Here is a 22,635-nt window from a genome sequence, read left to right on the forward strand (position 1 = left end):
CCTGGCGCCGAAGAGGGAAAAGTATCTGACGCTAGTGTAATACCAAATGTTGTTTTATTGAGAATATTTTTCCATTGAGCAAGCAAAAGGGCCGGCCCTTGCGGTGCCGGCCCCTGCCTGCCGATGGTAATGTGACTCTATCAGCCCGTATTGCGCAGGCCGGCCGCCACGCCATTGATCGACAGCTGGATGCCGCGGTGCACCCTTTCATCGATCCGGCTTTCCGCCGACAGGGCGCGGTTGCGCTTGATCAATTCCACTTGCAAGTGGTTCAGCGGATCGAGATAGGCGAAGCGGTTCTGGATCGAGCGGGCCAGCAGGGGATTGCCCGCCAGGCGCTCGGTATTGCCGGTGATCAGCTCCAGGCAGCGCAAGGTGTTGCCATGCTCGTCCGTGATGCGCTTGTAGATGCGTTCGCGCAAGTCCTGGTCCGCCACCAGTTCCGCATAGCGCGAGGCAATCGCCAGGTCCGTCTTGGCCAGCACCATGTCCATGTTCGACAGCAGGGTGGCGAAGAATGGCCATTCGGCATGCATGGCGCGCAGGGTGGCGATCCTTTCATCCTGCGCGGCGCCGTCGGCCTGCCTGATCCAGGCTTCGATGGCGCTGCCAAAGCCGAACCAGCCCGGCAGCAGCAGGCGGCACTGGCCCCAGGAAAAGCCCCAGGGAATGGCGCGCAAGTCTTCGATGCGCTGGTTGGCCTTGCGCGAGGCGGGGCGCGAACCGAGGTTCAGTTCGGCGATTTCCGCAATCGGCGTAGCCGAGAAGAAATACTCCGTAAAACCCGGCGTTTCATACACGAGGTGGCGGTAGGCGTGGTAGGCGAGGTCCGACAGTTCCGCCATCACGGCTTCGAACTGCGCCAGCTGGCTGTTGCGGGCCGGATTGGCTTCCTGCGGCGCCAGGCTCGCTTCCAGGGTGGCGGCGACCAGCAATTCCAGGTTGCGCCGGCCGATTTCCGCGTTGGAAAACTTCGAGGCGATGATCTCGCCTTGCTCCGTCAGGCGGATCTGGCCGTTGACGGTGCCCGGCGGCTGGGCCAGGATGGCTTCGTAGCTGGGGCCGCCGCCACGGCCCACCGTGCCGCCGCGGCCATGGAACAGGCGCAGCTTGACGCCGGCCTTTTGAAAATCGGACACCAGCGCCAGTTCCGCCTTGTACAGTTCCCAGTTGGAGGTAAGGAAACCGCCATCCTTGTTCGAATCGGAATAGCCGAGCATGACTTCCTGCAACTGGCCCTGCTTGGCGATCAATTGCTTGACCAAGGGCAAGGCCATGACCTGGCTCATGATGCCGGCCGCGCGCTGCAGGTCGGGTATCGTTTCGAACAGGGGGATGACCATCAGCTCGCAGGTGCTGTCGCCAGTTTGCCAGTCGGTGCGCAGCAAGCCGGTTTCCTTTTGCAGCAGCAATACTTCCAGCAAGTCGGACACGGTTTCCGTGTGCGAGATGATGTAGTTGCGGATGGCTCGCGCGCCGTAGCGCTGGCGGATGTCGCGCGCCGCGCGCAGAATCGCCAGCTCGGAATCCGTTTCCGCAGCGTAGCTGATGTAGGGCGAGTACAACAAACGCGGCTGGGCCAGTTCGTTCAGCAGCAGCGCTTGCTTATCTTCCTCGGACAGGGCCGCGTAATCGGCGGCCACGCCGCTTTTCGCGAACAGGTCGGCCAGTACGCGTTCGTGCACGTCTGAGGTCTGGCGCATGTCGAGCGAGGCCAGGTGGAAACCGAAGATGTCGGCCGCGCGCGCCAGGGTGGCCAGGCGCGGGCGCACGAGGGCGGCGCCGTGGTGGGACTCGAGCGAGGCGACGATGGTGCGCAAGTCGGCCACAAAGGCGGCCGCGTCAGGGTAGGCGGCTGCGGCGCCCACCTCCTTGCGCAGGATGTTGGTGGCGCCCAGGGCGCGGGCCGTGGCGGCCAGGCGCGCATAGATGCCGATCAGGGCGCGGCGGTACGGTTCGTCGCTGCGGTGCGGCGAGGCGTCCGGAGACTGGTCGGCCAGCGCCTGCAGTTCGCCGCTCACGCCCACCATCAGGGTCGAGACGGACAATTCCGCGCCCAGCGCGTGCACTTCGTCGAGGTAAAAGTCGAGGATGGTGGTGGCGTGGCGCGCCAGCGCGTGCTGCATGGTGCCCGCGTTGACGTTCGGATTGCCGTCGCGGTCGCCGCCGATCCAGCTGCCCATCTGTACGTAGGCGGCATTGATCGGTTCGATGGTGCCATTGCCGTTCGGGTACTCGGCGGCGATGTCGTCCTCGATATCGTCATACAGGCCCGGCAGTTCGCGCAGGAAGGTGATGCGGTAGTAGGACAGGGCGTTTTCGATTTCGTCGGCCACCGTCAGCTTCGAATAGCGCAGCATGCGCGTCTGCCACAGGGTGGCCACGCGCGAGCGCAGCAGCTGCATGTTGGCGTGCCGCTCTTTCGGCGTCTGCGGCAAGTCGCGCTCGGCCAGCAGGCGGGCGATGTCGTGCTCGGCGTCGAGGATGCTCTTGCGCTGCACTTCCGTCGGGTGGGCCGTCAGCACGGGGGCGATCAGGGCGTCCTGGAAGAAGGTGTCGACGGTCTTGCGCGGCACGCCGGCGGCGCGCAGTTTTTTCAGCGCGAAGCTGACGCTGCCCTTTTGCGCCGGCGAGCCGGCCAGCAAATGGGCGCGTCGGCGGCGGATGTGGTGCTGGTCTTCCGCAATGTTGGCCAGGTGCGAAAAGTAGGAAAAGGCGCGCACGACGGAAATCGTCTGTTCGCGGCTCAGTTCCTTGAGCATGGCGTCGAGTTCCAGCGCGGCGCCCGCGTCCGCTTCGCGGCGAAAGCGCACGGAAGTCTGGCGTATGGTTTCCACCACATTGAAGACGGCGTCGCCTTCCTGTTCGCGCAGCACGTCGCCCAGCAGGCGGCCCAGCAGGCGGATGTCTTCTTTCAGTGGCGCGTCCTTGTCGGAGCCGGCCGCTGGAACTATTTCTGGTGCTACTGCGTCATTGAGCATAATAAAGAACCAAAGTAAGTGTAAAAGCAAGGGAATGTGGATCGCACCGGGCGTTTGGCCGCAGAGGGGAGGGGGCGCATGATAAAATTTGTGGTCTTCAACATGGACGCTAGCCTGACTTGGCCTTCTAGGCCAAGGGATAACGATTATAGCGACGCCAGGCGCCTTTTCGATACAAATTGATATCGGACGGGCCAAATGGCAACGATAATGACAACGACAGCCACAGCGAAAGAACTTGTTTTGAAAGCATCCGAATTGACCCCGAATGAATTGCCCGTGAACGAATTGACGCCGAAGATTCCCGCCCGCCTGGTGATCGCCACGCGCGAGAGCCGTCTTGCCATGTGGCAAGCTGAACACGTGCGCGCCCGCCTGGCCGCCCTGTATCCGCAGTGTAGCGTTGAAATTCTCGGCATGACCACACGCGGCGACCAGATTCTGGACCGCGCCCTGTCCAAGGTAGGCGGCAAGGGCCTGTTCGTCAAGGAGCTGGAAGTGGCGATGGAAGAAGGCCGCGCCGACCTGGCCGTGCATTCGCTGAAAGACGTGCCGATGGAGTTGCCGGAAGGCTTTGCCCTGGCTGCCATCCTCGAACGCGAAGACCCGCGCGATGCGTTCGTCTCGAACGACTACGCCAGCCTGGCCGAGCTGCCGCATGGCGCCGTCGTCGGCACCAGCAGCCTGCGCCGCCAGTCGCTGATCGCCGCGCGCTATCCGCACCTGACGATTTTACCGCTGCGCGGCAACCTCGATACGCGTTTGGGCAAGCTGGACCGTGGCGACTACGCGGCCATCATCCTGGCCGCCGCCGGCTTGAAACGCCTGGGCCTGGCGTCGCGCATCCGCGCCGTGCTGGCGCCGGAAGACAGCCTGCCGGCCGCCGGCCAGGGCGCCATGGCGATCGAAATCCGCAGCGGGCGCGCGGACGGCGCCGACCTGGTGCGCCTGCTGGCGCCGCTGAACCACACCGATACGGCGCAAGCCGTCACGGCCGAGCGCAAGGTGTCGAAGATCTTCGGCGGCAGCTGCCAGATTCCGCTGGCCGCGTTCGCGACAGTCGACGGTGGCAACATGCGCTTGCGCGCCATGGTCGCCACGCCGGACGGCGCGCGCATGGCCAGCGCCGACGTCAGTGGCCCGGCCGGTGCGCCGGAACAGCTGGGCGAGCAGGTGGCCGAACTGCTGCGCGGGCAAGATGCCGCCGGCATCCTCGCCTCGTGCGCCGTCACACCCGACAACCATGAAGGCCTGGCGCCGCATGCCTGACACCGTGGTGATCACGCGGCCCGCGGCGCAAGCGGGGCCGCTGGCCGCCAAAATCGCGGCGCTGGGCTTGTCCGTGCAACTGCTGCCGCTGCTGGAAATCCATGCGCTTGACGGCGCAGAGGAATGCGCGCAGCTGCAAGCCGTGCTGGCGCGCCTGGCCGAATATGACCTGGTGGCGTTCGTCTCGCCCAACGCCATCGACTGCGTCTTTGCGCACTTGCCCGCCTGGCCGCCCGGCCTGCCGCTGGCCGTGGTGGGCGAGGGCAGCAGGATGGCATTGGGCGCGCATGGGGTGACGGACGCCAACGCGACCATCACGAGTCCGCTCGATACGGCGCGCAGCGATTCCGAACATCTGTTGCTGGCGCTGGACTTGCCGGCCCTGCGCGGCAAGCGCGTGCTGATCGTGCGCGGCGATGGCGGACGCGATTATCTGGCCGACGGCTTGCGCGCCGCGGGCGCCGCAGTCGAGTTCGTCACGGCCTACCGCCGCAAGGTGCCAAGGCTGACGCCAGCCTTGCGGGCGACCCTGGAAAATCTGTTGCAGCATAATAATGACTGGATCATCACCAGCTCGGAAGCGCTGCGCGGTCTGCTGGCGCTGCTGGGCGAAATGGATGCTGAAAAGACAGTTGTTGTGAAAATGCAACAGCAGCATCTGATCGTGCCGCACGCCCGCATTGCACAAACGGCGGCGGCCCTGGGTTTTGCCCGTGTCACCTTGACAGGATCAGGCGACGCAGGAGTGCTCGCCGCGTTACAATCACGACCATGAACGAAATGCCTACACTCTCCGAACCGAATGCAACGCCTGGCAGCGCCGTGAAGACGGCGCCGCAGGCGGCCGACCAACCTGCCGGCCGCGCGCCGACCCTGCTCGAACAGCTGCAAAAGCCCATGAGCATCGCCGTCATCGTGCTGGCCGTGCTGCTGGCTGCGCAAAGCTGGTCGACCAGCAAGCAGATCCGCAACCTGCGCGAAGAAGTGGCCAAGCGCCTGCAAAAGGGCGATGTCAGCAACGCCGAAACGGGCGTGCTGGCGCGCAACGTGCAAGAAGGCACGAAAGAGCTGGAAATCAAGGTGGGCGCGCTGGAAAACCGCCAGAGCGAAACGCAAAGCCAGCAGCTGGCCCTGGAACAACTGTACAACGACTTGTCGAAGAACCGCGACGAGTGGGCGCTGACGGAAATCGAGCAAGTGCTGTCGACGGCCAGCCAGCAGCTGCAGCTGGCCGGCAACGTGCCCGGCGCGCTGATCGCCCTGCAAAACGCGGACCGCAGCCTGTCGCGTTCCGACAAGCCGCAATTCATCACCATCCGCCGCGCCATCGGGCGCGACATGGAAAAACTCAAGGCCCTGCCCAGCGTCGATTCGACGGGCGTGGCCCTGCGCCTCGATGCCGTGATCGCCCAGGTCGACTCCCTGCCGATGCTGTCCGACGAAACGCCGGCCTTGCCGGCCGCGCCGGAAAAACCGGGCAAGGCCAAGCCCGTGCGCGATGCGAGCGGCAAGCTGATGGGACCGCCTGCGCCGGAACCGCTGCTGCAAAAAGTGCGCGACGGCTGGAATACCTGGAGCGGCGACATGTGGGCCGACGTGCGTCAATTGATCCGCATCCGCCGCGTCGATACGCCGGAAGCGCTGATGCTGTCGCCGACGCAATCATATTTCTTGCGTGAAAACGTCAAGCTGCGCCTGCTCAATGCCCGCATGGCCTTGTTGTCGCGCAATGAAACGGCCTTCCGCAACGACTTGATCGCGGCGCAGGACGCGCTGGCCAAGTATTTCGACACCCGCGCCAAGAGCACGCAGACGGCGCAAGCCCTGCTGCGCCAGGTGCAGGGCAGCAACCTGGCCATCGAGATGCCAACCTTGTCCGACAGCTTGACGGCTGTGCGCAACTACAAAGCGAAGTCCTGAGCCCATGCGTCTATTTCTCTGGTTACTCGCCCTGATGGCCGCGGCGATCGGTATCGCCGTGACGGCCCGTTTCAATCCCGGCAACGTGGTGCTGTTCTATCCGCCGTACCGCATCGACTTGTCGCTGAACTTCTTCCTGCTGCTGCAGGTCGTGCTGTTCGTGCTGCTGTACCTGCTGGTGCGCGCCGTGCGCGCCACCGTGCGCATGCCGGCGCAAGTGGCGGCCTATCGCCAGCGCAAGCGTGAGCGCGACGGCAACAAGGGCTTGCGCGAAGCCTTGAAAGCCCTGTTCGAAGGCCGTTTCGGCCATGCCGAGAAGGCTGCCTTGCGCGCCGCCGAGCTGGAAGAAAACGCCGGCCTGGCCGCGCTGATCGGCGCGCGCGCCGCGCACCGCATGCGCCAGTCCGAACGCCGCGACAGCTGGCTGTCCCGCGTCGAAGGCGATGCCAGCCTGAAGACGGCGCGGCTGATGACGGTGACGGAATTGCTGGTCGACGACCACCAGCCGGAAGCGGCACTAGCCGCCGTGCGCGAACTCAATGCCAGCGGCACGCGCCATATCCACGCGCTGCAATGGTCGCTCAAGGCCGAGCAGCAGGCGAAGAACTGGCCGGAAGTGCTGCGCCTCGTGCGTTCGCTCGACAAGCACCGCGCCCTGCATCCGGCCCTGTCGTCGCGCCTGCGCGAACTGGCTTACGACCATTTGCTGTCCGACCCGTCGCATGACGCCGAATCGCTGATGCGCGTGTGGTCCACCGTGCCGAGCGCGGACCGGGTCAAGCCGTATATCGCCTGCCGCGCCGCCACGGCCCTGAATGCGCGCGGCTTGCACGACGAAGCGCGCCTCGTGTGCGAAGAGTCGCTGGCCGCCGACTGGGACGAGCGCGTCGTGCGCGCCTACCGCGAAGCGGCGGCCCCGAGCGGCACGCCGGCCCTGCTGCTGCAGATCGAGCATTGCGAGCAATGGATGAAACAGCGTCCGCTGGATGCGGAACTGGCGCTGACCCTGGGCACCCTGTGCCTCAAGCAAAAACTGTGGGGCAAGGCCCAGCGCCACCTGGAGCAGGCCTTGTCCGACGCGAACGAGCCGCAGATGGTGCGCGACGCCCACCTGAAGCTGGCGCAGATGCACGACGCCTTGCAGCAGACGGAACAGGCTGCAGCGCATTACCGGCAGTGCGCGCTGGCGACCATCCTGTAAGCCTAGTAGATCATTTCCTCGGACGTAAAAAAGCCGTTCAGTGCAGACTGAACGGCTTTTTCTTTGTGCGCACCCCATGGCGGAGTGCGCTGCTACCTGGCTAACTTACTTCTTCGCTACCGCAGTGCCTTCCGGCAAGGCATATGCGACCAGGGTGTCGCTCATCTTCGTGCCCAGCGAACCGTGGCCGCCGGCCATGACGACGACGAACTGGCGTCCCGACTTGTTCGACACGTAGCTCATCGGCGTAGCCTGGCCGCCGGCCGGCAGGCGGGCTTTCCAGATTACTTTACCGTTGCTGACGTCGTAGCCGCGGATGTAGTAGTCGAGCGTGCTGCTGAGGAAGGTCACGCCGCCACCGGTGGTGACCATGCCGCCCAGGCTGGGCACGCCCAGTGGCAAGGGAATCGGCACGGGGCCGCTGTCGCGCGTGGTGCCGTTCTTGTGCATCCACACTTTTTTCATGGTGCGCAAGTCGACGGCGGCCACATAGCCCCACGGCGGTGCCTGGCATGGGAAGCCCAGCGGGGACAGGAATGCCTTGATTTCCACGGCGAACGGGACGCCCGTCTGCGGCTGCAAGCCCATTTCGCCGCCCGTGCCGCCCTTGGCCGTCGTTTCCGCGCGCGGCACGAGTTTTTCCAGGAAGCCCATGTAGTCAGGGTTGACGATCAACAACTGGCGCACGGGGTCGATGGCCGCGCCACCCCATTCGAAGATGCCGAGCGGGCCCGGCGAGATGACGGCGCCCTTGCCGGCCGTTTGCGGCGTGAACGGGCCCTCATAGCGGCGTTCCTTGAAGATGATGCGGCAAGCGAGCTGGTCGAACGGCGTCGTGCCCCACATGTCCGCTTCGCTGATATTGCGCTCAGGCAAGAACGTCAGGGCCGAGAACGGCTGCGTGGGCGACAGGGTGTCGCCGGCAGCTGGATTGCTCGTCGGCACGGGTTTTTCCGGCGCCGGCACGACCAGGCTGCCGTCGCGGCGGTCGATCACATAGATGTCGCCGCGTTTTGTTGTAGCCACGACGGATGGCACCTTGCCTTTGGGCGTGTCGATGTCGACCAGCGACGGTTGGCCGCCGATATCCATGTCCCAGATATCGTGGTGGACGGTCTGGTACACCCAGCGTACTTTGCCCGTCGCCAGGTCCAGCGCGACGATGGCGCTGTTGAATTTCTCGCCATTCTTGTTGCGGTTGCCGCCCCAGGTGTCGGGCGTTTCATTGCCCATCGGAATGTACACCATGCCCAGCTTTTCATCGATGCTGGCCACGCCCCACGAATTGGGCGAGTTGTTGGTGTAGTTCTTGCCTTCAGGGAAGGGCGCCGTATCTTCCGGCGTGGCCGGGTCCCAGTTCCACATCAGCTTGCCGGTGACGGGATCGTAGCCTCGGATCACGCCCGATGGCTCTTCCGTCGAATGGTTGTCCGTCACGCTGGCGGCGATCACGGCCATTTTCTGCGATACGGCCGGCGGCGACGTTGGCATCAGGAAACCGCGCTTGATCATGGCCATGTTTTTATACAGGTTGACGACGCCGTTGTTGCCAAAGCTCTTGCACGACTCGCCCGTATCGGCATTGACGGCGATCATGGTGCCGTCCATGGTCGGCGCCAGGATGCGGCGCGGACATTCCATGCTGGCAGCTTCAGGGGCGGGATTGTTCTTCGCGCGGCCCGCGTTGACGTCCCAGTACGCCACGCCACGGCAGATCATGTGCTGGTAGCTGGCCGCGTCGCGGTTGATCTTCGGATCGTGGCGCCAGATTTCCTTGCCCGTGTCCGGGTTCAGGGCGATGACGATATTGTGCGGCGTGCACAGGTACAGCATGTCATTGACCTTCAGCGGCGTGACTTCGTTGGCGATCTCGCCCGGGTCGTTCGGACCCTTGAAGTCGCCCGTGTGGTAGGTCCAGGCCTCTTTCAAGCCGGAAATATTCGCCGGCGTGATCTGCGCGGCGGGTGCGTAGCGGTCGCCATAGCCGGAGCGGCCATACGCGGACCAGTCGTTGTGCTCGACGCCGGGCGACAGATCGCCGCTGGCGGTGGCGGCCATGTTTTCGGCAGGCACGTCGCCATGCAGGTCATGGTAATCCTGGAACAGGGCGATGACGCCGGCGATGACGGTCAGGGCCACGGCGGCGGAGAGGGCCGTCCTGCCCGCCTGCCCCTGTTTTGCTGCGGCGGGTGGCGCCAGGCGGCGGCTGACGAAGGGCAGCAGCAGCCAGACGGCGGCGGCAAACCAGATATCGAGGCGCGGCAGCAATTGCCACCAGTCGAATTTCACTTCAATGACGGACCAGATGAGGGTGGCGGTCAGCAGCAGCGCCATGAACGGTTGCGCGCTGCGCTTGCCTTTGAAGACGAGCACGCCTGCGACCAGCATGCCTATGCCGGCCAGCAAGTAGTACCAGGAGCCGCCAAGCGTGGCCAGCCAGATGCCGCCGCCCAGCAGGGCGAGGCCAAACAGAATGAAAATAACGCCGGTGACCTTTAATAAAGGACCGGGCCGGAAAGAGGGAATCATCATATTCCTTTTTGCAAGGATTTATCGGTGGCGCGTTGCTGCGCCATATTGATTTCAGGGAAGGCGTCGATTGCAGAATATACAAAGTTTGGAATCACCAGAATGTGATAGTTTATCAGAATTGATGATTGTCTTCCGGTAGTGCCATTTTTTGGCGGGGCTCTTGTTTGAATCAAATAAACACTTCAAATAAGAACAAATATTATGCTGGATAACGGTTTTGCCGGGCTGGCAGGCCGCCTGGAGGGGAGAGGGCGGGGTGGCCGCGCAATAATGCAGGGGTGCCGCGGAATGAATGAGAATAAAACTGTTGTTATAAGTGGCTGCAAAAAATGCAATGCGGATTATAATAACCATGCCTGGTGTGTGGCGATATTCAAATGAAAATACGCAGATATCCAATCGGCATTAATTCAAGGTGTCGGTAGTATTGCTTAGGTGTTTATACTTATTATTGCCGATGGTTTATTTATTCTCTCGATGGCCAGTTGCGCGCGCCGGCGGGCCATGCACGCCACTGTTGCTGGCGTGACGTGCAAAATGCCGGCGGGCCGCTGCTGCATCGCACAAGGTGCCTGTACTTCGCTATAATTACGCGGTTAAAACACCATCCGCTAATGAGGAACCCCATGAGTTTGAATAACGTCTCTTCCGGCCGCGACCTGCCGAACGATTTCAACGTCGTCATCGAAATCCCGATGAACGCCGATCCGATCAAGTACGAAGTCGACAAGGAAAGCGGCGCGATTTTCGTCGATCGCTTCATGGGTACCGCCATGCATTACCCGTGCAACTACGGCTATGTGCCGAACACCCTGTCGCCGGACGGCGACCCGGTTGACGTGCTGGTCATCACCCCATTCCCGCTGATTCCGGGCGTGGTCGTGCGCTGCCGTCCTATCGGCGTGCTGAAAATGACCGACGAGTCGGGCGAAGACGCGAAAGTGCTGGCCGTGCCAGTCGACAAGGTCCTGTCGATCTACAGCCACTGGCAAAAGCCGGAAGACTTGAACGAACTGCGTTTGCGCCAGATTCAGCATTTCTTTGAGCACTACAAAGATCTGGAAAAAGGCAAATGGGTCAAGATCGACGGCTGGTATGGTCCTGAAGTGGCCAAGGAAGAAATCCTGAACGGCGTTGCCGCTTTCAAGACTGACGCTGCCAAAGCCTAAGAATACCCAGTAAAAAACGCTCCCCGCCAGTCATGGCCGGGAGCGTTTTTTTATGCGCGAAACGGACTGTGCTCGTTCAATTCATCGAGGTAGGCGTCGATACCGCCCCGTTCGCGCTCGAGGAAGCGCTGCACGGCGTCCGCAAAGGCCGGGTGCGCCAGCCAGTGGGCGGACCAGGTCTTTTGCGGCAGGAAGCCGCGCGCCATCTTGTGCTCGCCTTGGGCGCCCCCTTCGAAGGTGGCGATGCCTTGCGCGATGCAAAACTCCAGCGGCTGGTAATACGCCGTCTCGAAATGCAGGCAGGGCACGTGCTCGAGCGCGCCCCAGTAGCGGCCGTACAGGGTGTCGGCCGTGTGGATCACCAGCGAGGCGGCAATGGCCCGGCCTTCGCGCTCGGCGATGACCAATAGAATGTTCTGCGGCATGCTGGCGCCTATGCGCCGGAAGAAGTCCAGGCTCAGATAAGGCGACGAGCGGTGTTCCGCATAGGTATTGCTGTAGCAGCGGTGGAACAGCTTCCAGTCGGCCTCAACAGCATCCACGCCGCGCACCTGGCGCATGGTGACGCCCGCTTCCCGCACCTTGCGCCGCTCGGCGCGGATATTCTTGCGCTTCTTGTGTTCCAGCGTGGCGAGGAATTGCTCGAAATCCGTGTAGCCGGGATTGAGCCAGTGAAACTGCACGCCACTACGCATCAGATAGCCAGCTTGCGCCAGCTGGCGCGCTTCGCTTTCCGGCGGGAACAGGATGTGGCAGGACGACACCTCGCTGGCTTGCTGCTGCGCTTGCAGGAAGGCCAGCAGGGCCGCGCGCGCCTCGCCATCGCGGGCCAGCAAGCGCGTGCCGCTCACGGGCGTAAACGGAATGGCGGACAACAGTTTCGGGTAATATTCGAGACCATGTTGCTGATAGGCCTCGGCCCAGGCCCAGTCGAACACGTACTCGCCATACGAGTGCATTTTCAGGTACAGGGGCAGGGCGGCGGCCAGCACATCGCCTTGCCACAGCACCAGGTAATTCGGCTGCCAGCCCGTGTCCGCGCTGGCGCAGCCGGACTCGTGCAGCGCGTGCAAAAAAGCGTAGGAAAGGAAGGGAGTGGCCTCCGCCTGGCTTGCCAGCAGTTCAGACCAGGCCGCTTCACCAATTTCAGCCAGGGTAGTGACGATAGCCGTGCGATAATTCATTGTTGTAGTGTGCATTCATCACTCTCGGGGCGCCGCCATCGGCCCGCGCGCCCCTGTCTTGTTTAATAGAACGAAAATATCCATCATCATCATGACAGTCAAAGTCGCAATTGCTCAAATGAATAGTACGGTCGGCGATCTGGCCGGCAACCGTGCCAAGATCTTCGATCTTTCCCGCCGCGCCTTTGAGGCGGGCGCCGATATCGTGCTCACGCCGGAACTGTCGCTGGTCGGCTATCCACCCGAGGACCTGTTGCTGCGCAATGCATTCTACGCAAAAACGCAGGAAGCGTTTGCCGGGCTGGCTGCCGACCTGGCCCAGTTCAAGGATTTGCACGTGGTGGTGGGCTTGCCCCTGCAAGACGAGAAGGGCGTACGCCACAATGCCGCCTCCGTGCTGCTGAACGGCGAAGTGCTGGGTACCTACCGCAAGCACGATTTGCCGAATACGACCGTGTTTGATGAAAAGCGTTACTTTACGTCGTCCGACCAGGCTTTCGTGTTTGGCGTGAAGGGCGTGCGTTTCGGCATCAATATCTGCGAAGACACGTGGTTCGAGCATGCACCGATGCGCGCCCGCGCGGCCGGCGCGCAAGTGCTGCTGGTGCCGAACGGCTCGCCCTACCACATGAACAAGCAGCATCTGCGCTATGAAACGATGCGCAAAAATGTCAGCGCGCAAGGCATGGCCCTCGTCTACGCCAACCTGGTCGGTGGCCAGGATGAGCTGATCTTCGACGGCGACTCGTTTGTCATGGATGCGGCCGGCACGATCTGCGCCCAGCTGCGCCATTTCGAGGAAGACTTGCAGGTCGTCGACTTCGACGGCGCCACGCCCGTGCCGCAAGCGCTGGCCGCGCCATTGACGACGGAAGCGCAGGTGTACCAGGCGCTGGTGCTGGGCGTGCGCGACTATATCGGCAAGAACGGCTTCCCGGGCGTGCTGATCGGCATGTCGGGCGGCGTCGATTCCGCCCTGACCCTGGCCATCGCCGTCGATGCGCTGGGCGCCGACAAGGTGCGCGCCGTCATGATGCCGTCGCAATTTACGGCCGATATCTCGTGGATCGATTCGCGCGACATGGTAAAACGCCTCAATGTGCGCTACGATGAAATTCCGATCAAGCAAACCTTCGACGCTTTCCGCGCCACCCTGGCTGACGAGTTCGCCGGACTGGCGGAAGACGCGACGGAAGAAAACATCCAGGCGCGCATCCGCGGTACCTTGCTGATGGCCCTGTCGAACAAGCATGGCAGCATCGTGCTAACGACCGGCAACAAGAGCGAGATGGCCGTCGGTTATTGCACCCTGTATGGCGACATGGCTGGCGGCTTTGCCGTCATCAAGGATATCGCCAAGACCCTGGTGTACCGCCTGTGTGCCTGGCGCAACAGCGTGTCGGACGTGATTCCCGAGCGCATCCTGACGCGCGGACCGTCGGCCGAGCTGCGCGCCGACCAGCTGGACCAGGATTCCTTGCCGCCATATGACGTGCTCGACGGCATCATGCAGCTGTACATGGAAGAAAACCGGCCGATCGCCGAGATTATCGAGGCTGGCTACCCGCCGGCCGATGTGGCCCGGGTCACGCGCCTGATCAAGATCAATGAATACAAGCGGCGCCAGTCGCCGGTGGGCATCCGCGTCACGCACCGTGGCTTCGGCCGCGACTGGCGCTACCCCATCACGTCAAAGTTTTACGAATAAGCAGCCATCTGTCCACAATCCAACAATTTTAAGGAGTAGCCATGAAACAGATTACCGCCATCATCAAACCATTCAAGCTCGACGAAGTGCGCGAGGCCCTGGCCGATGTGAACGTGACGGGCTTGACCGTGACGGAAGTGAAGGGCTTTGGCCGCCAGAAGGGGCATACCGAGCTGTACCGTGGCGCCGAGTACGTGGTCGACTTCTTGCCGAAAGTCAAAGTCGAAGTGGTGGTGGACGACAGCGTGTCGGAACTGGTGGTCGACGCCATCATCAAGGCGGCCCGCACGGGCAAGATTGGCGATGGCAAGATCTTCGTGCGCGACGTGGAGCAGGTGATCCGCATCCGTACCGGCGAAACCGGCCCGGACGCGGTCTAGCACCAGCCATAAGCTACTGCGCGTCGTGCTTTGCGGCCTGCGATGCTCACCGTGCTTCAGCACGGTTGCGCTTCTTAGCCACAAATCGCTGCCGCTCGCTACGCTTCTGGCAGGCGCTATGTAGATGTTCTTCAGCAGACCGTAGGTCGGATTAGCGCGTGCGCGTAATCCGACATGAGTTGCGAATAATATTGCTGGATTACGCCCCGGCGCGGTTCAGCGCCCCAGCCGCATGTCGAATTTCCAGCATATCAGGCGCAGAATCGTGATGCCGCTGGCGCTGGTCCACAGCGCGAAGTCGTGCTCGGCACCGAAGTGCATTTGCAGCAGGTAGGCCCAGCAGCCGAAAAACGCGCAGATGGCGTACGGTTTGCCGTCGCGAAACACCATCGGCACTTCGTTGCAGACGATGTCGCGCATCACGCCGCCGAAAATCCCCGTAATCACCCCCATCATCGAGGCAATAAAAATCGGCATGCCGGCGCGCATGGCTTCGGCCACGCCCGCGATGGCGAACATGCCCAGGCCGATGGCGTCGGCGATGACGATCAGGCGTTCCGAGACGATCTGGCGCAAGTGCTGGATCAGGGGCGCGGCCGTCAGGGCCAGCACGAAGATGAGAATCGCGTATTCCTGGTGCGACACCCAGAACAGGGGCCGCTTGTCGAGCAGGATGTCGCGCAAAGTCCCCCCGCCAAACGCCGTGATGAAGGCCACGACGAACACGCCGACCAGGTCCATGCGCTTGCGGCGCGCTTCGATGAAGCCGGAAAACGCGCCCACCAGGATGGCGATGACCTCAATGATCTTGATCAGCGAGCCAGGCGGCAATTGGGGTGGCATCATGGGTGGAGCGTTTGAGCAGGAAATAATTGTCACAGGTTAACATGACACGGCCCCGAATGGTGACAAACGGGGCCGTGTGCAGTGCGGAACTTGTTATTGAATTGTGATCTTGCTGTAAGGCTAGCGGATGAGCTGCAGTGCGGAAGAAAGCAATACGACCAGTGCGCCATCGCCCCCTTCGGAGCGGCGCGCCTGGCAAAAGGCGATGACTTCATCCTTTTGCACGAGCCAGCTGTGCACCATCGATTTCAAGACCGGTTCCTGGCCTTTCGAGCCCAAACCCTTGCCGTGGATCACGCGCACGCAGCGCAGCTTGCGCCTTGTCGCCTGGTTCAGGAAGGCGCCGATGCCGTCGCGCGCCTCGTCGCGGCGCAAGCCGTGCAAGTCCAGCTCATCCTGGATGGGCCAGTGGCCCTTGCGCATCTTCTTGATCACGTCCGGGCCCACGCCGGGGCGGGCGTAGTTCAGGGCCGGATCGTTTTCCAGGTAGTGGTCGACCTCGAACAAGTCCGACAGCGATTCGCGCAGCACGGCCGCATCGTCCTCTTCCGGAGACAGCTTGCGGGCCGGCTGCTGGGCCGCCATGGCACCGGCCTTGGGCAGGCTGGGCACGTAGCGGTCCGACTCGGGCAGGCGCTTGACGCCGCCGATGCTGGCCTTGAACAGATTGCTCTCCACGGCCTGCACTTTCACCTGCTGCGCGCGCTCAGCCGCAGCTTGCGCGCGCGCATCGGCCTGCTCCTTGAGCTGCTTGCTGACCGCTTTCAGGTCGGCAAAGTCTTTCATCGACGCCATGCGCCGCTTACTCCTGGCCTTCCAGGTAGCGCTGGGCGTCCAGTGCTGCCATGCAACCCGTGCCGGCGCTGGTGATGGCCTGGCGGTAGATGTGGTCTTGCACGTCGCCAGCCGCAAACACGCCCGGCGCGCTGGTGGCGGTGGCCATGCCTTCCAGGCCCGTCTTGGTCTTGATGTAGCCGTTGTGCATTTCCAGCTGGCCTTCGAAGATGCCCGTGTTCGGCTTGTGGCCGATGGCGATGAACACGCCGTGCACGCTCAACGCTTCGACCTTGCCGTCGATGGTCGACTTGATGTTCAGGCCCGTCACACCGCCTTCGTTGCCCGTCACTTCGTCCAGGGTGTGGTTATATTTCAACACAATCTTGCCTTCGGCAACCTTGGCGTTCAGGCGGTCGATCAAAATCGCTTCGGCGCGGAACTTGTCGCGGCGGTGGATCAGCGTGACTTTATTGGCGATGTTCGACAGGTACAGCGCTTCCTCGACGGCCGTGTTGCCACCGCCGACGACAGCCACTTCCTGATTGCGGTAGAAGAAACCATCGCAGGTGGCGCAGGCGGACACGCCCTTGCCCATGAATTCCGCTTCCGATGGCAGGCCCAGGTATTGCGCGGACGCGCCTGTGGCGATGATCAGCGTGTCGCACGTATATTCGTGGCTGTCGCCCTTCAGGCGGATCGGTTTTTCATTCAGGAAGGTGGTGTGGATGTGGTCAAACACGATTTCCGTATTGAAACGCTCGGCGTGCTGCAACAGGCGCTGCATCAGGTCCGGACCTTGCACGCCCATCGGATCGCCAGGCCAGTTTTCCACGTCGGTGGTGGTCATCAATTGACCGCCTTGTTCCACGCCGGTGACCAGCATCGGGTTCAGGTTGGCGCGGGCGGCGTAGACGGCGGCGCTGTAGCCGGCTGGGCCGGAGCCGAGGATCAAAACGCGGGCGTGTTTGGTAGTGGTCATAATGAGGCTTCTCTATGAGTGGGGTCTATCCGAATTGGGGGCATACGCGCGAAGAACAAGGGCGTATTGCGCTTGTGCAAGCAATCCACGATTATAGACCAAGCCGCCTGTAGCGACGAATCGTGGGGCCGTCCGGGGCATATATGGCTTAGAATACTTCCTTATTATGGGAAATTCCCTTTCAGAAACATTTATCACCTTGCAGCGCTTCCCAGAATGACTAAACCAGCCCAGGCCAATCAAAATAGCTACACCCGAAAACCGGTCGAACGCCGGCCCTTGCCCAACCGGCTGGTGCGGCTGCTGTCCGAGGCGCGCTGGTTCGCGCTGGCCGCGTTTGCCCTGTATTTCGTGCTGATACTGGCCAGCTTCAACAAGCTCGACCCCGGCTGGTCGCACGCCACCAACGTCGACAAGGTGGCCAACCTGGGCGGCAAGCTCGGTGCGACCTTTTCCGATCTGTTGCTGTATATCTTCGGCTTTTCCGCCTGGTGGTGGTGCGTGTGGCTGCTGCGCACGGTGTGGCATGGCTATCGCCGGTTGAGTAAGCGCTTCCTGCTGGAAGAGGAAGAGGTGGAGCGCGAGCACCATGTCGAGATGCTGATCCGCATCGTCGGCTTCTCCATCATGCTGATCGGCAGCATGGGCCTGGAATACCTGCGCATGGCGAAAAGTCTGCACGTGCAGCTGCCGCGCGATCCGGGCGGCGTGCTGGGCCAGCTGGTGGGGCACTCGGCCCACGTGGCCTTCGGTTTTACGGGCGCGACCTTGCTGCTGTTGCTGCTGTTCGGCCTGGGTTTCAGTCTGTTCTTCCACGTGTCCTGGCTGCAAGTGGCCGAGCGCATCGGCGGCGCCATCGAAGACGCCTTCAACTGGTTCGTGCTGCGCTACCAGGACCGCGAAGACCGCCGCCAGGGCGAAGTGGCCGCCGTGCGCCGCGACGAGGTGGTGGTAATCGAGCGGGCCAAGCACGTGGAGAAACATGTGGCCGCGCCACCCATGAAGATCGAGCCGCAGGTTGTGACGGTGGTGAAATCGGAGCGCGTGGAAAAGGAACGCCAGGCGCATTTGTTTGAAACCCCCGGCGACGGCAAGCTGCCGCCGCTGTCCTTGCTCGATGAAGCGCCGCCCGTGGTGGAAACAGTCTCCGTGGAAACCCTGGAGTTTACTAGCCGCCTGATCGAAAAGAAATTGTCCGACTTTGGCGTGGATGCCAAGGTAGTGGCCGCTTACCCCGGCCCGGTGGTGACGCGCTATGAAATCGAGCCGGCCACGGGCGTCAAGGGCAGTCAGATCGTCGGCCTGGCGCGCGACCTGGCCCGTTCGCTGTCCTTGACGTCAATCAGGGTGGTGGAAACCATTCCCGGCAAGAACTACATGGCGCTGGAACTGCCGAATAGTAAACGCCAGATCGTGCGCCTGACGGAAATCCTCGGCTCCAAGGTCTACAACGATGGCGTGTCCAGCCTGACGATTGCGCTGGGCAAGGATATCGCCGGCAAGCCCGTCGTGGCGGATCTGGCCAAGATGCCCCACTTGCTGGTGGCCGGCACCACCGGTTCCGGTAAGTCGGTCGGCATCAATGCGACGATTTTGTCGCTGCTGTACAAGTCCGATCCGCTCGATGTGCGCCTGATCCTGATCGATCCGAAGATGCTGGAAATGTCCGTGTATGAAGGCATTCCGCACTTGCTGGCGCCCGTCGTGACGGACATGCGCCAGGCTGGCCATGCGCTGAACTGGGCCGTGAACGAGATGGAACGCCGCTACAAGCTGATGAGCAAGATGGGCGTGCGTAACCTGGCTGGCTATAACGCGAAGATTGCCGAGGCGAAAAAGCGCGAGGAACATATCCCGAATCCGTTCAGCCTGACGCCGGATTCGCCGGAGCCGCTGGAAAAACTGCCGACCATCGTCATCATCATCGATGAGCTGGCCGATCTGATGATGGTGGTGGGTAAAAAAGTCGAGGAATTGATCGCGCGTATCGCGCAAAAGGCGCGCGCCGCCGGCTTGCACTTGATTCTGGCCACGCAGCGCCCATCTGTAGACGTGATCACGGGCCTGATCAAGGCAAATATCCCGACGCGTATCGCCTTCCAGGTATCGTCGAAGATCGACTCGCGCACCATTCTCGACCAGATGGGCGCGGAAACCCTGCTGGGCATGGGTGACATGTTGTACATGCCGCCCGGCACCGGCTTGCCGATGCGCGTTCACGGTGCGTTTGTTTCCGATGAAGAAGTCCACCGCGTTGTCAGCCATCTCAAGCTGCAGGGCGAACCGAATTACATCGAGGGCATCCTCGAAGGCGGCACCCTGGAAGGCGATGGCGCCGAAGGCGGCGCGCCGGGCGAGGGCGGCGGCGAGGCCGATGCCCTGTACGACCAGGCGGTGGCGGTGGTGCTGAAAAACCGCCGCGCCTCGATTTCGCTGGTGCAGCGTCATTTGCGCATCGGCTACAACCGCGCCGCCCGTCTGCTTGAGCAGATGGAGCAGAGCGGGGTGGTCTCAACCATGCAATCCAATGGCAACCGGGAAATCCTGGTGCCGGCGGCCAGTAGTGAACAAGGGTAAACAGAATGAAGAACACGACTTTCGCAGCAAAAATGATGATTGGCGCAGCCAGCGTTGCCTGTAGCCTGCTGTTCGCGGCCAGCGCCTCGGCCAGCGCCCTCGAGCAATTCAAGAGCTTTGCGGCCGGCACCAAGTCGGCAAAGGGCGAGTTCGTGCAGCGGCAAGTCAAAAAGGCGGATGCCAGCGGCAAGGCGAAAGTGTCGACGCCGGCCAGCGGCACGTTCGAGTTTGCCCGTCCGGGCAAGTTCATCTGGACGTATCTGAAGCCGTACGAGCAGCTGCTGCAAGCGGACGGCGACAAGCTGTACATCTACGACAAGGACTTGAGCCAGGTGACGGTGAAGAAACTGGGCGACGCGCTCGGCTCCTCGCCAGCCGCCATCCTGTTTGGCAGCAACGACCTGGAAAAGAATTTCACCCTGGCCGAAGCGGGCACGCGCGATGGCCTGGAATGGCTGAAGGCCACGCCGAAAGCCAAGGACACGACGTTTGATGAAATCACCATCGGCTTGCGCAACGGCGTGCCGGAAGCGATGGAGTTGCGTGATTCGTTCGGCCAGACGTCGGTGCTGGCGTTCAAGAACTTCCAGAAAAATCCGGCGCTTTCGGCCAATCACTTTAAATTTGTCATGCCCAAGGGCGCCGACGTCATTAATAATTAAGACTGTCGCGCCTTGCGTATGAGCCGGCCTCGCAGCAATGCGGGGCTTTTGCATTCTTATTAGGTAACTCATTATGGCGGATCTCTTTTCCACCGCACCGCGCCAGCCGCTGGCTGAAGCCTTGCGGCCGGCCACACTGAACGAAGTCATCGGCCAGACGCACCTGCTGGGCGTGGGCAAACCGCTGCGCCTGGCGTTCGAGGCGGGCAAGGCCCACTCGATGATCTTGTGGGGGCCGCCCGGCGTGGGCAAGACGACCCTGGCGCGCCTGATGGCGAACGCCTTCGACAGCGAATTCATCGCCCTGTCAGCCGTGTTTGCTGGCGTAAAAGATATCCGTGCAGCCATGGACCAGGCCCGCCACAGCCTGGACCAGTTCGGCAAGCACACCCTGCTGTTCGTCGACGAAATCCACAGATTCAACAAGTCGCAGCAGGACGCCTTGCTGCCCTTCGTGGAATCGGGCCTGGTGACGTTCATTGGCGCCACGACGGAAAACCCCAGCTTTGAAGTGAACTCGGCGCTGCTGTCGCGCGCGCAAGTGTATGTATTGAAATCGCTCAACGAAGACGAGATGAAGCAGTTGCTGGCCAAGGCGCAAAGTTCCGCGCTGACGCACCTGACCTTCGACGAGGCGGCGGCCGATACCCTGATCGGCTACGCGGATGGCGATGCGCGGCGCTTCCTGAATTTGCTGGAGCAGGCCGAGACGGCCGCCAGTTCGACGGGCACGACGAAGATCGACGCGGCCTTTGTCGACAATGCGCTGACCTTGAATTCGCGCCGCTTCGACAAGGGTGGCGACAATTTCTATGATCAGATTTCCGCACTGCATAAATCCGTGCGCGGCTCGAACCCGGACGCGGCCCTGTACTGGTTTTGCCGCATGATCGATGGCGGCGCCGACCCCCGTTATTTGTCGCGGCGCATCGTGCGCATGGCCTGGGAAGACATCGGCCTGGCCGATCCCCGTGCCTTGACCATGGTCAATGACGCGGCGGAAACGTATGAACGCCTCGGTTCGCCGGAAGGCGAGCTGGCGCTGGGCCAGGCCGTGATTTACCTGGCGATTGCCGCGAAAAGCAATGCCGGCTATAACGCGTTCAATACGGCCATGGCTTTCGTCAAGAAAGATAAATCCAAGGAAGTGCCCGTGCACTTGCGCAATGCGCCGACGAAGCTGATGAAGGAACTGGGCTACGGCCACGCCTACCGCTATGCGCACGACGAGCCCGATGCCTACGCGGCCGGCGAAACCTATTTTCCGGACGGCATGGCCGAACCGGGCTGGTACCAGCCCGTGCCGCGCGGCCTGGAAAGCAAGATCGCCGATAAATTGGCCTGGCTGCGCGAGCTGGACCGCAAAGCGGGAAAACCAGCCAGCAAGGGCTGAGGCTACAGGCCCAGCAAGGTAAAACCGTCGTCCTGCGGCGCGTATCCCACCAGCTGGCGCGTCGCCGCGATGGACAGCCGCTTGTAGCGGTTGTCCGACACCCCATGCACGACGTGGTAGCCGGCCGGCACGTCCGCCGCCACGCAGCGGGCCAGCAATTGCACCACGTCCCGTTCGCTGATGAAGGCGGCCACGTCGCGCGCGCTGTGCTGCTGGCCTGGCGCAAAGTTGGCCACGTTGGCGATGCGCACCGCAATCGCCGTCATGCCATGCTGGTGCGCGAACGCGGAGGCCACGCCTTCTCCGAAGGCCTTGCTGGCGCCATACATGTTTGCGGGTCGCGCCGGCATGTTTTCCTGCACTTGCATATCCAGCGGATAGCCTTCGATGGCTTGCGCGCTGCTGGCAAACACGACTCTTTTCACGCCCTGCGCCTGTGCCGCGCGGAAGATGTTGTGCGTGCCGAGGATATTCGGCTGCAGCAGTTGCGCATCGAAATCGGCGCTGGCGTGCGGCACGCCGGCCAGGTGCAGTACCACATCGATATCGGTGCAGGCGGCCAGGCAGGCGGCATAGTCGGCCACGTCGAGTTGAATGGATGGGCAGGGCGCTTCGGCCAGCTTGCCTGTGTGCAGGTCGGCCAGGCGCAGGGAGAATTCCCTGTGCCGGCTCTTCCAGAAAACGGTGCCGATAACGCCAGCGGCGCCCGTGACGAGGACGCGCAGTGGTGGTGCTTGAGTCATGTATTCCTAATATTCAAGGTGTGAGGCAGTGCCAGGTTCAGCCAGCGCAGCAGGGCGGGGCGGGGTGCGGCAGTCCCATGCACGCGGATGTGTCCGCTGCCCACGGCTTCGACCAGCACCAGGCCGTCATTCGGTATCGTATAGCGTTCGCCGCTGCGCAGCACGCAATCCTCGAGCTGGGCGTAGGCCGTGATCCACGCCGTGCCGGACAGGCATTCGATGACCTTGGCATGCGCTTTTTCCAGGCGTAAAGGCCGTTCGCTGCGTAATTCGTGGTCGGTATGCATGGGATCGCTCCTGTTGTGCTGACAGGA

Annotated in this window: 18 protein-coding genes; 10 read left to right on the top strand and 8 right to left on the bottom strand. The window is 62.4% G+C overall.

Annotation, left to right across the window (positions count from 1 at the left end):
• Positions 1–140: 140 nt before the first annotated feature.
• Positions 141–2,981: a phosphoenolpyruvate carboxylase gene (gene ppc / locus CSQ91_RS01130; RefSeq protein WP_070278703.1), complete on the bottom strand. Its 2,841-nt coding sequence runs from the start codon at positions 2,979–2,981 to the stop codon at positions 141–143.
• A 243-nt stretch (positions 2,982–3,224) separates the two neighbouring features.
• On the opposite strand from ppc, the gene hemC reads away from it, so the two are divergent.
• The 4 genes from hemC to CSQ91_RS01150 are packed head-to-tail and all read left to right on the top strand — an operon-like array spanning position 3,225 to position 7,371.
• A complete protein-coding gene (gene hemC, locus CSQ91_RS01135) occupies positions 3,225–4,250 on the top strand; it encodes a hydroxymethylbilane synthase (protein WP_257217186.1) in 1,026 nt (341 codons plus the stop codon).
• Positions 4,243–5,025: a uroporphyrinogen-III synthase gene (locus CSQ91_RS01140; protein WP_099388517.1), complete on the top strand. Its 783-nt coding sequence runs from the start codon at positions 4,243–4,245 to the stop codon at positions 5,023–5,025. Before hemC ends, CSQ91_RS01140 begins: the two co-directional genes overlap by 8 nt.
• Positions 5,022–6,170 carry a uroporphyrinogen-III C-methyltransferase gene (locus CSQ91_RS01145; protein ID WP_034786161.1) on the top strand — a complete coding sequence of 383 codons (1,149 nt, stop codon included), beginning with the start codon at positions 5,022–5,024 and terminating at the stop codon, positions 6,168–6,170. Before CSQ91_RS01140 ends, CSQ91_RS01145 begins: the two co-directional genes overlap by 4 nt.
• A gap of 4 nt (positions 6,171–6,174) precedes the next feature.
• Positions 6,175–7,371, top strand: coding sequence for a heme biosynthesis protein HemY (locus tag CSQ91_RS01150; protein ID WP_071653290.1), 1,197 nt, complete (start codon positions 6,175–6,177; stop codon positions 7,369–7,371).
• A 105-nt stretch (positions 7,372–7,476) separates the two neighbouring features.
• Here CSQ91_RS01150 and CSQ91_RS01155 read toward each other — a convergent pair whose 3' ends face one another.
• Positions 7,477–9,900 carry a membrane-bound PQQ-dependent dehydrogenase, glucose/quinate/shikimate family gene (locus CSQ91_RS01155; RefSeq protein WP_099388518.1) on the bottom strand — a complete coding sequence of 808 codons (2,424 nt, stop codon included), beginning with the start codon at positions 9,898–9,900 and terminating at the stop codon, positions 7,477–7,479.
• Between the two features lie 629 nt (positions 9,901–10,529).
• Here CSQ91_RS01155 and ppa point away from each other — a divergent pair.
• Positions 10,530–11,072, top strand: a complete 543-nt coding sequence (gene ppa, locus CSQ91_RS01160; RefSeq protein ID WP_034786159.1) for an inorganic diphosphatase — start codon at positions 10,530–10,532, stop codon at positions 11,070–11,072.
• Between the two features lie 50 nt (positions 11,073–11,122).
• Here ppa and CSQ91_RS01165 read toward each other — a convergent pair whose 3' ends face one another.
• Positions 11,123–12,256 (bottom strand): GNAT family N-acetyltransferase, encoded by a 1,134-nt coding sequence (locus CSQ91_RS01165; protein ID WP_099387144.1) that lies wholly within the window; start codon positions 12,254–12,256, stop codon positions 11,123–11,125.
• 91 nt (positions 12,257–12,347) lie between these two features.
• Here CSQ91_RS01165 and CSQ91_RS01170 point away from each other — a divergent pair, with 91 nt between their 5' ends.
• Together CSQ91_RS01170 and CSQ91_RS01175 are read left to right on the top strand one after the other, a co-directional pair.
• A complete protein-coding gene (locus CSQ91_RS01170; RefSeq protein WP_099387145.1) occupies positions 12,348–13,964 on the top strand; it encodes an NAD+ synthase in 1,617 nt (538 codons plus the stop codon).
• A 41-nt stretch (positions 13,965–14,005) separates the two neighbouring features.
• Positions 14,006–14,344: a P-II family nitrogen regulator gene (locus tag CSQ91_RS01175; protein ID WP_034758685.1), complete on the top strand. Its 339-nt coding sequence runs from the start codon at positions 14,006–14,008 to the stop codon at positions 14,342–14,344.
• A gap of 216 nt (positions 14,345–14,560) precedes the next feature.
• Here the strand turns inward: CSQ91_RS01175 and CSQ91_RS01180 are convergent, their stop codons facing one another.
• The 3 genes from CSQ91_RS01180 to trxB form a co-directional block, all read right to left on the bottom strand.
• Positions 14,561–15,190, bottom strand: a complete 630-nt coding sequence (locus CSQ91_RS01180) for a trimeric intracellular cation channel family protein (RefSeq protein ID WP_034786156.1) — start codon at positions 15,188–15,190, stop codon at positions 14,561–14,563.
• A 120-nt stretch (positions 15,191–15,310) separates the two neighbouring features.
• A complete protein-coding gene (locus tag CSQ91_RS01185) occupies positions 15,311–15,985 on the bottom strand; it encodes a Smr/MutS family protein (RefSeq protein ID WP_099387146.1) in 675 nt (224 codons plus the stop codon).
• A 7-nt stretch (positions 15,986–15,992) separates the two neighbouring features.
• On the bottom strand, positions 15,993–16,946 hold the full coding sequence (gene trxB, locus CSQ91_RS01190) for a thioredoxin-disulfide reductase (protein ID WP_034786153.1): 954 nt from the start codon (positions 16,944–16,946) through the stop codon (positions 15,993–15,995).
• A 216-nt stretch (positions 16,947–17,162) separates the two neighbouring features.
• Between trxB and CSQ91_RS01195 the strand changes: the two genes are divergently transcribed.
• From CSQ91_RS01195 to CSQ91_RS01205, 3 genes are all read left to right on the top strand, one after another.
• The gene (locus CSQ91_RS01195; protein ID WP_099387147.1) at positions 17,163–19,523 is read left to right on the top strand and encodes a DNA translocase FtsK; all 2,361 of its coding nucleotides are present in this window, start codon (positions 17,163–17,165) and stop codon (positions 19,521–19,523) included.
• Positions 19,524–19,528: 5 nt separating this feature from the next.
• Positions 19,529–20,185: an outer membrane lipoprotein chaperone LolA gene (lolA, locus tag CSQ91_RS01200; protein ID WP_034786149.1), complete on the top strand. Its 657-nt coding sequence runs from the start codon at positions 19,529–19,531 to the stop codon at positions 20,183–20,185.
• 73 nt (positions 20,186–20,258) lie between these two features.
• Positions 20,259–21,578, top strand: coding sequence for a replication-associated recombination protein A (locus tag CSQ91_RS01205; RefSeq protein ID WP_099387148.1), 1,320 nt, complete (start codon positions 20,259–20,261; stop codon positions 21,576–21,578).
• A 2-nt stretch (positions 21,579–21,580) separates the two neighbouring features.
• On the opposite strand, the gene CSQ91_RS01210 is transcribed toward CSQ91_RS01205, so the two are convergent.
• Both CSQ91_RS01210 and CSQ91_RS01215 read right to left on the bottom strand, forming a co-directional pair.
• Complete coding sequence (locus CSQ91_RS01210) at positions 21,581–22,321, bottom strand: NAD-dependent epimerase/dehydratase family protein (RefSeq protein ID WP_099387149.1); 741 nt, start codon at positions 22,319–22,321, stop codon at positions 21,581–21,583.
• Positions 22,318–22,608 carry a DUF2917 domain-containing protein gene (locus CSQ91_RS01215; RefSeq protein ID WP_180278310.1) on the bottom strand — a complete coding sequence of 97 codons (291 nt, stop codon included), beginning with the start codon at positions 22,606–22,608 and terminating at the stop codon, positions 22,318–22,320. Before CSQ91_RS01215 ends, CSQ91_RS01210 begins: the two co-directional genes overlap by 4 nt.
• Between the last annotated feature and the right edge of the window lie 27 nt (positions 22,609–22,635).

It is taken from the genome of Janthinobacterium sp. BJB301, assembly GCF_002735685.1.
GTDB lineage: Bacteria > Pseudomonadota > Gammaproteobacteria > Burkholderiales > Burkholderiaceae_D > Janthinobacterium > Janthinobacterium lividum.

Coding starts and splice junctions, on each gene's coding strand:
- ppc (WP_070278703.1), bottom strand. CDS start 2,981: ATGCTCAATGACGCAGTAGCACCAGAAATAGTTCCAGCGGCCGGCTCC.
- CSQ91_RS01140 (WP_099388517.1), top strand. CDS start 4,243: ATGCCTGACACCGTGGTGATCACGCGGCCCGCGGCGCAAGCGGGGCCG.
- CSQ91_RS01145 (WP_034786161.1), top strand. CDS start 5,022: ATGAACGAAATGCCTACACTCTCCGAACCGAATGCAACGCCTGGCAGC.
- CSQ91_RS01150 (WP_071653290.1), top strand. CDS start 6,175: ATGCGTCTATTTCTCTGGTTACTCGCCCTGATGGCCGCGGCGATCGGT.
- CSQ91_RS01155 (WP_099388518.1), bottom strand. CDS start 9,900: ATGATTCCCTCTTTCCGGCCCGGTCCTTTATTAAAGGTCACCGGCGTT.
- ppa (WP_034786159.1), top strand. CDS start 10,530: ATGAGTTTGAATAACGTCTCTTCCGGCCGCGACCTGCCGAACGATTTC.
- CSQ91_RS01165 (WP_099387144.1), bottom strand. CDS start 12,256: ATGAATTATCGCACGGCTATCGTCACTACCCTGGCTGAAATTGGTGAA.
- CSQ91_RS01170 (WP_099387145.1), top strand. CDS start 12,348: ATGACAGTCAAAGTCGCAATTGCTCAAATGAATAGTACGGTCGGCGAT.
- CSQ91_RS01175 (WP_034758685.1), top strand. CDS start 14,006: ATGAAACAGATTACCGCCATCATCAAACCATTCAAGCTCGACGAAGTG.
- CSQ91_RS01180 (WP_034786156.1), bottom strand. CDS start 15,190: ATGATGCCACCCCAATTGCCGCCTGGCTCGCTGATCAAGATCATTGAG.
- CSQ91_RS01185 (WP_099387146.1), bottom strand. CDS start 15,985: ATGGCGTCGATGAAAGACTTTGCCGACCTGAAAGCGGTCAGCAAGCAG.
- trxB (WP_034786153.1), bottom strand. CDS start 16,946: ATGACCACTACCAAACACGCCCGCGTTTTGATCCTCGGCTCCGGCCCA.
- CSQ91_RS01195 (WP_099387147.1), top strand. CDS start 17,163: ATGACTAAACCAGCCCAGGCCAATCAAAATAGCTACACCCGAAAACCG.
- lolA (WP_034786149.1), top strand. CDS start 19,529: ATGAAGAACACGACTTTCGCAGCAAAAATGATGATTGGCGCAGCCAGC.
- CSQ91_RS01205 (WP_099387148.1), top strand. CDS start 20,259: ATGGCGGATCTCTTTTCCACCGCACCGCGCCAGCCGCTGGCTGAAGCC.
- CSQ91_RS01210 (WP_099387149.1), bottom strand. CDS start 22,321: ATGACTCAAGCACCACCACTGCGCGTCCTCGTCACGGGCGCCGCTGGC.
- CSQ91_RS01215 (WP_180278310.1), bottom strand. CDS start 22,608: ATGCATACCGACCACGAATTACGCAGCGAACGGCCTTTACGCCTGGAA.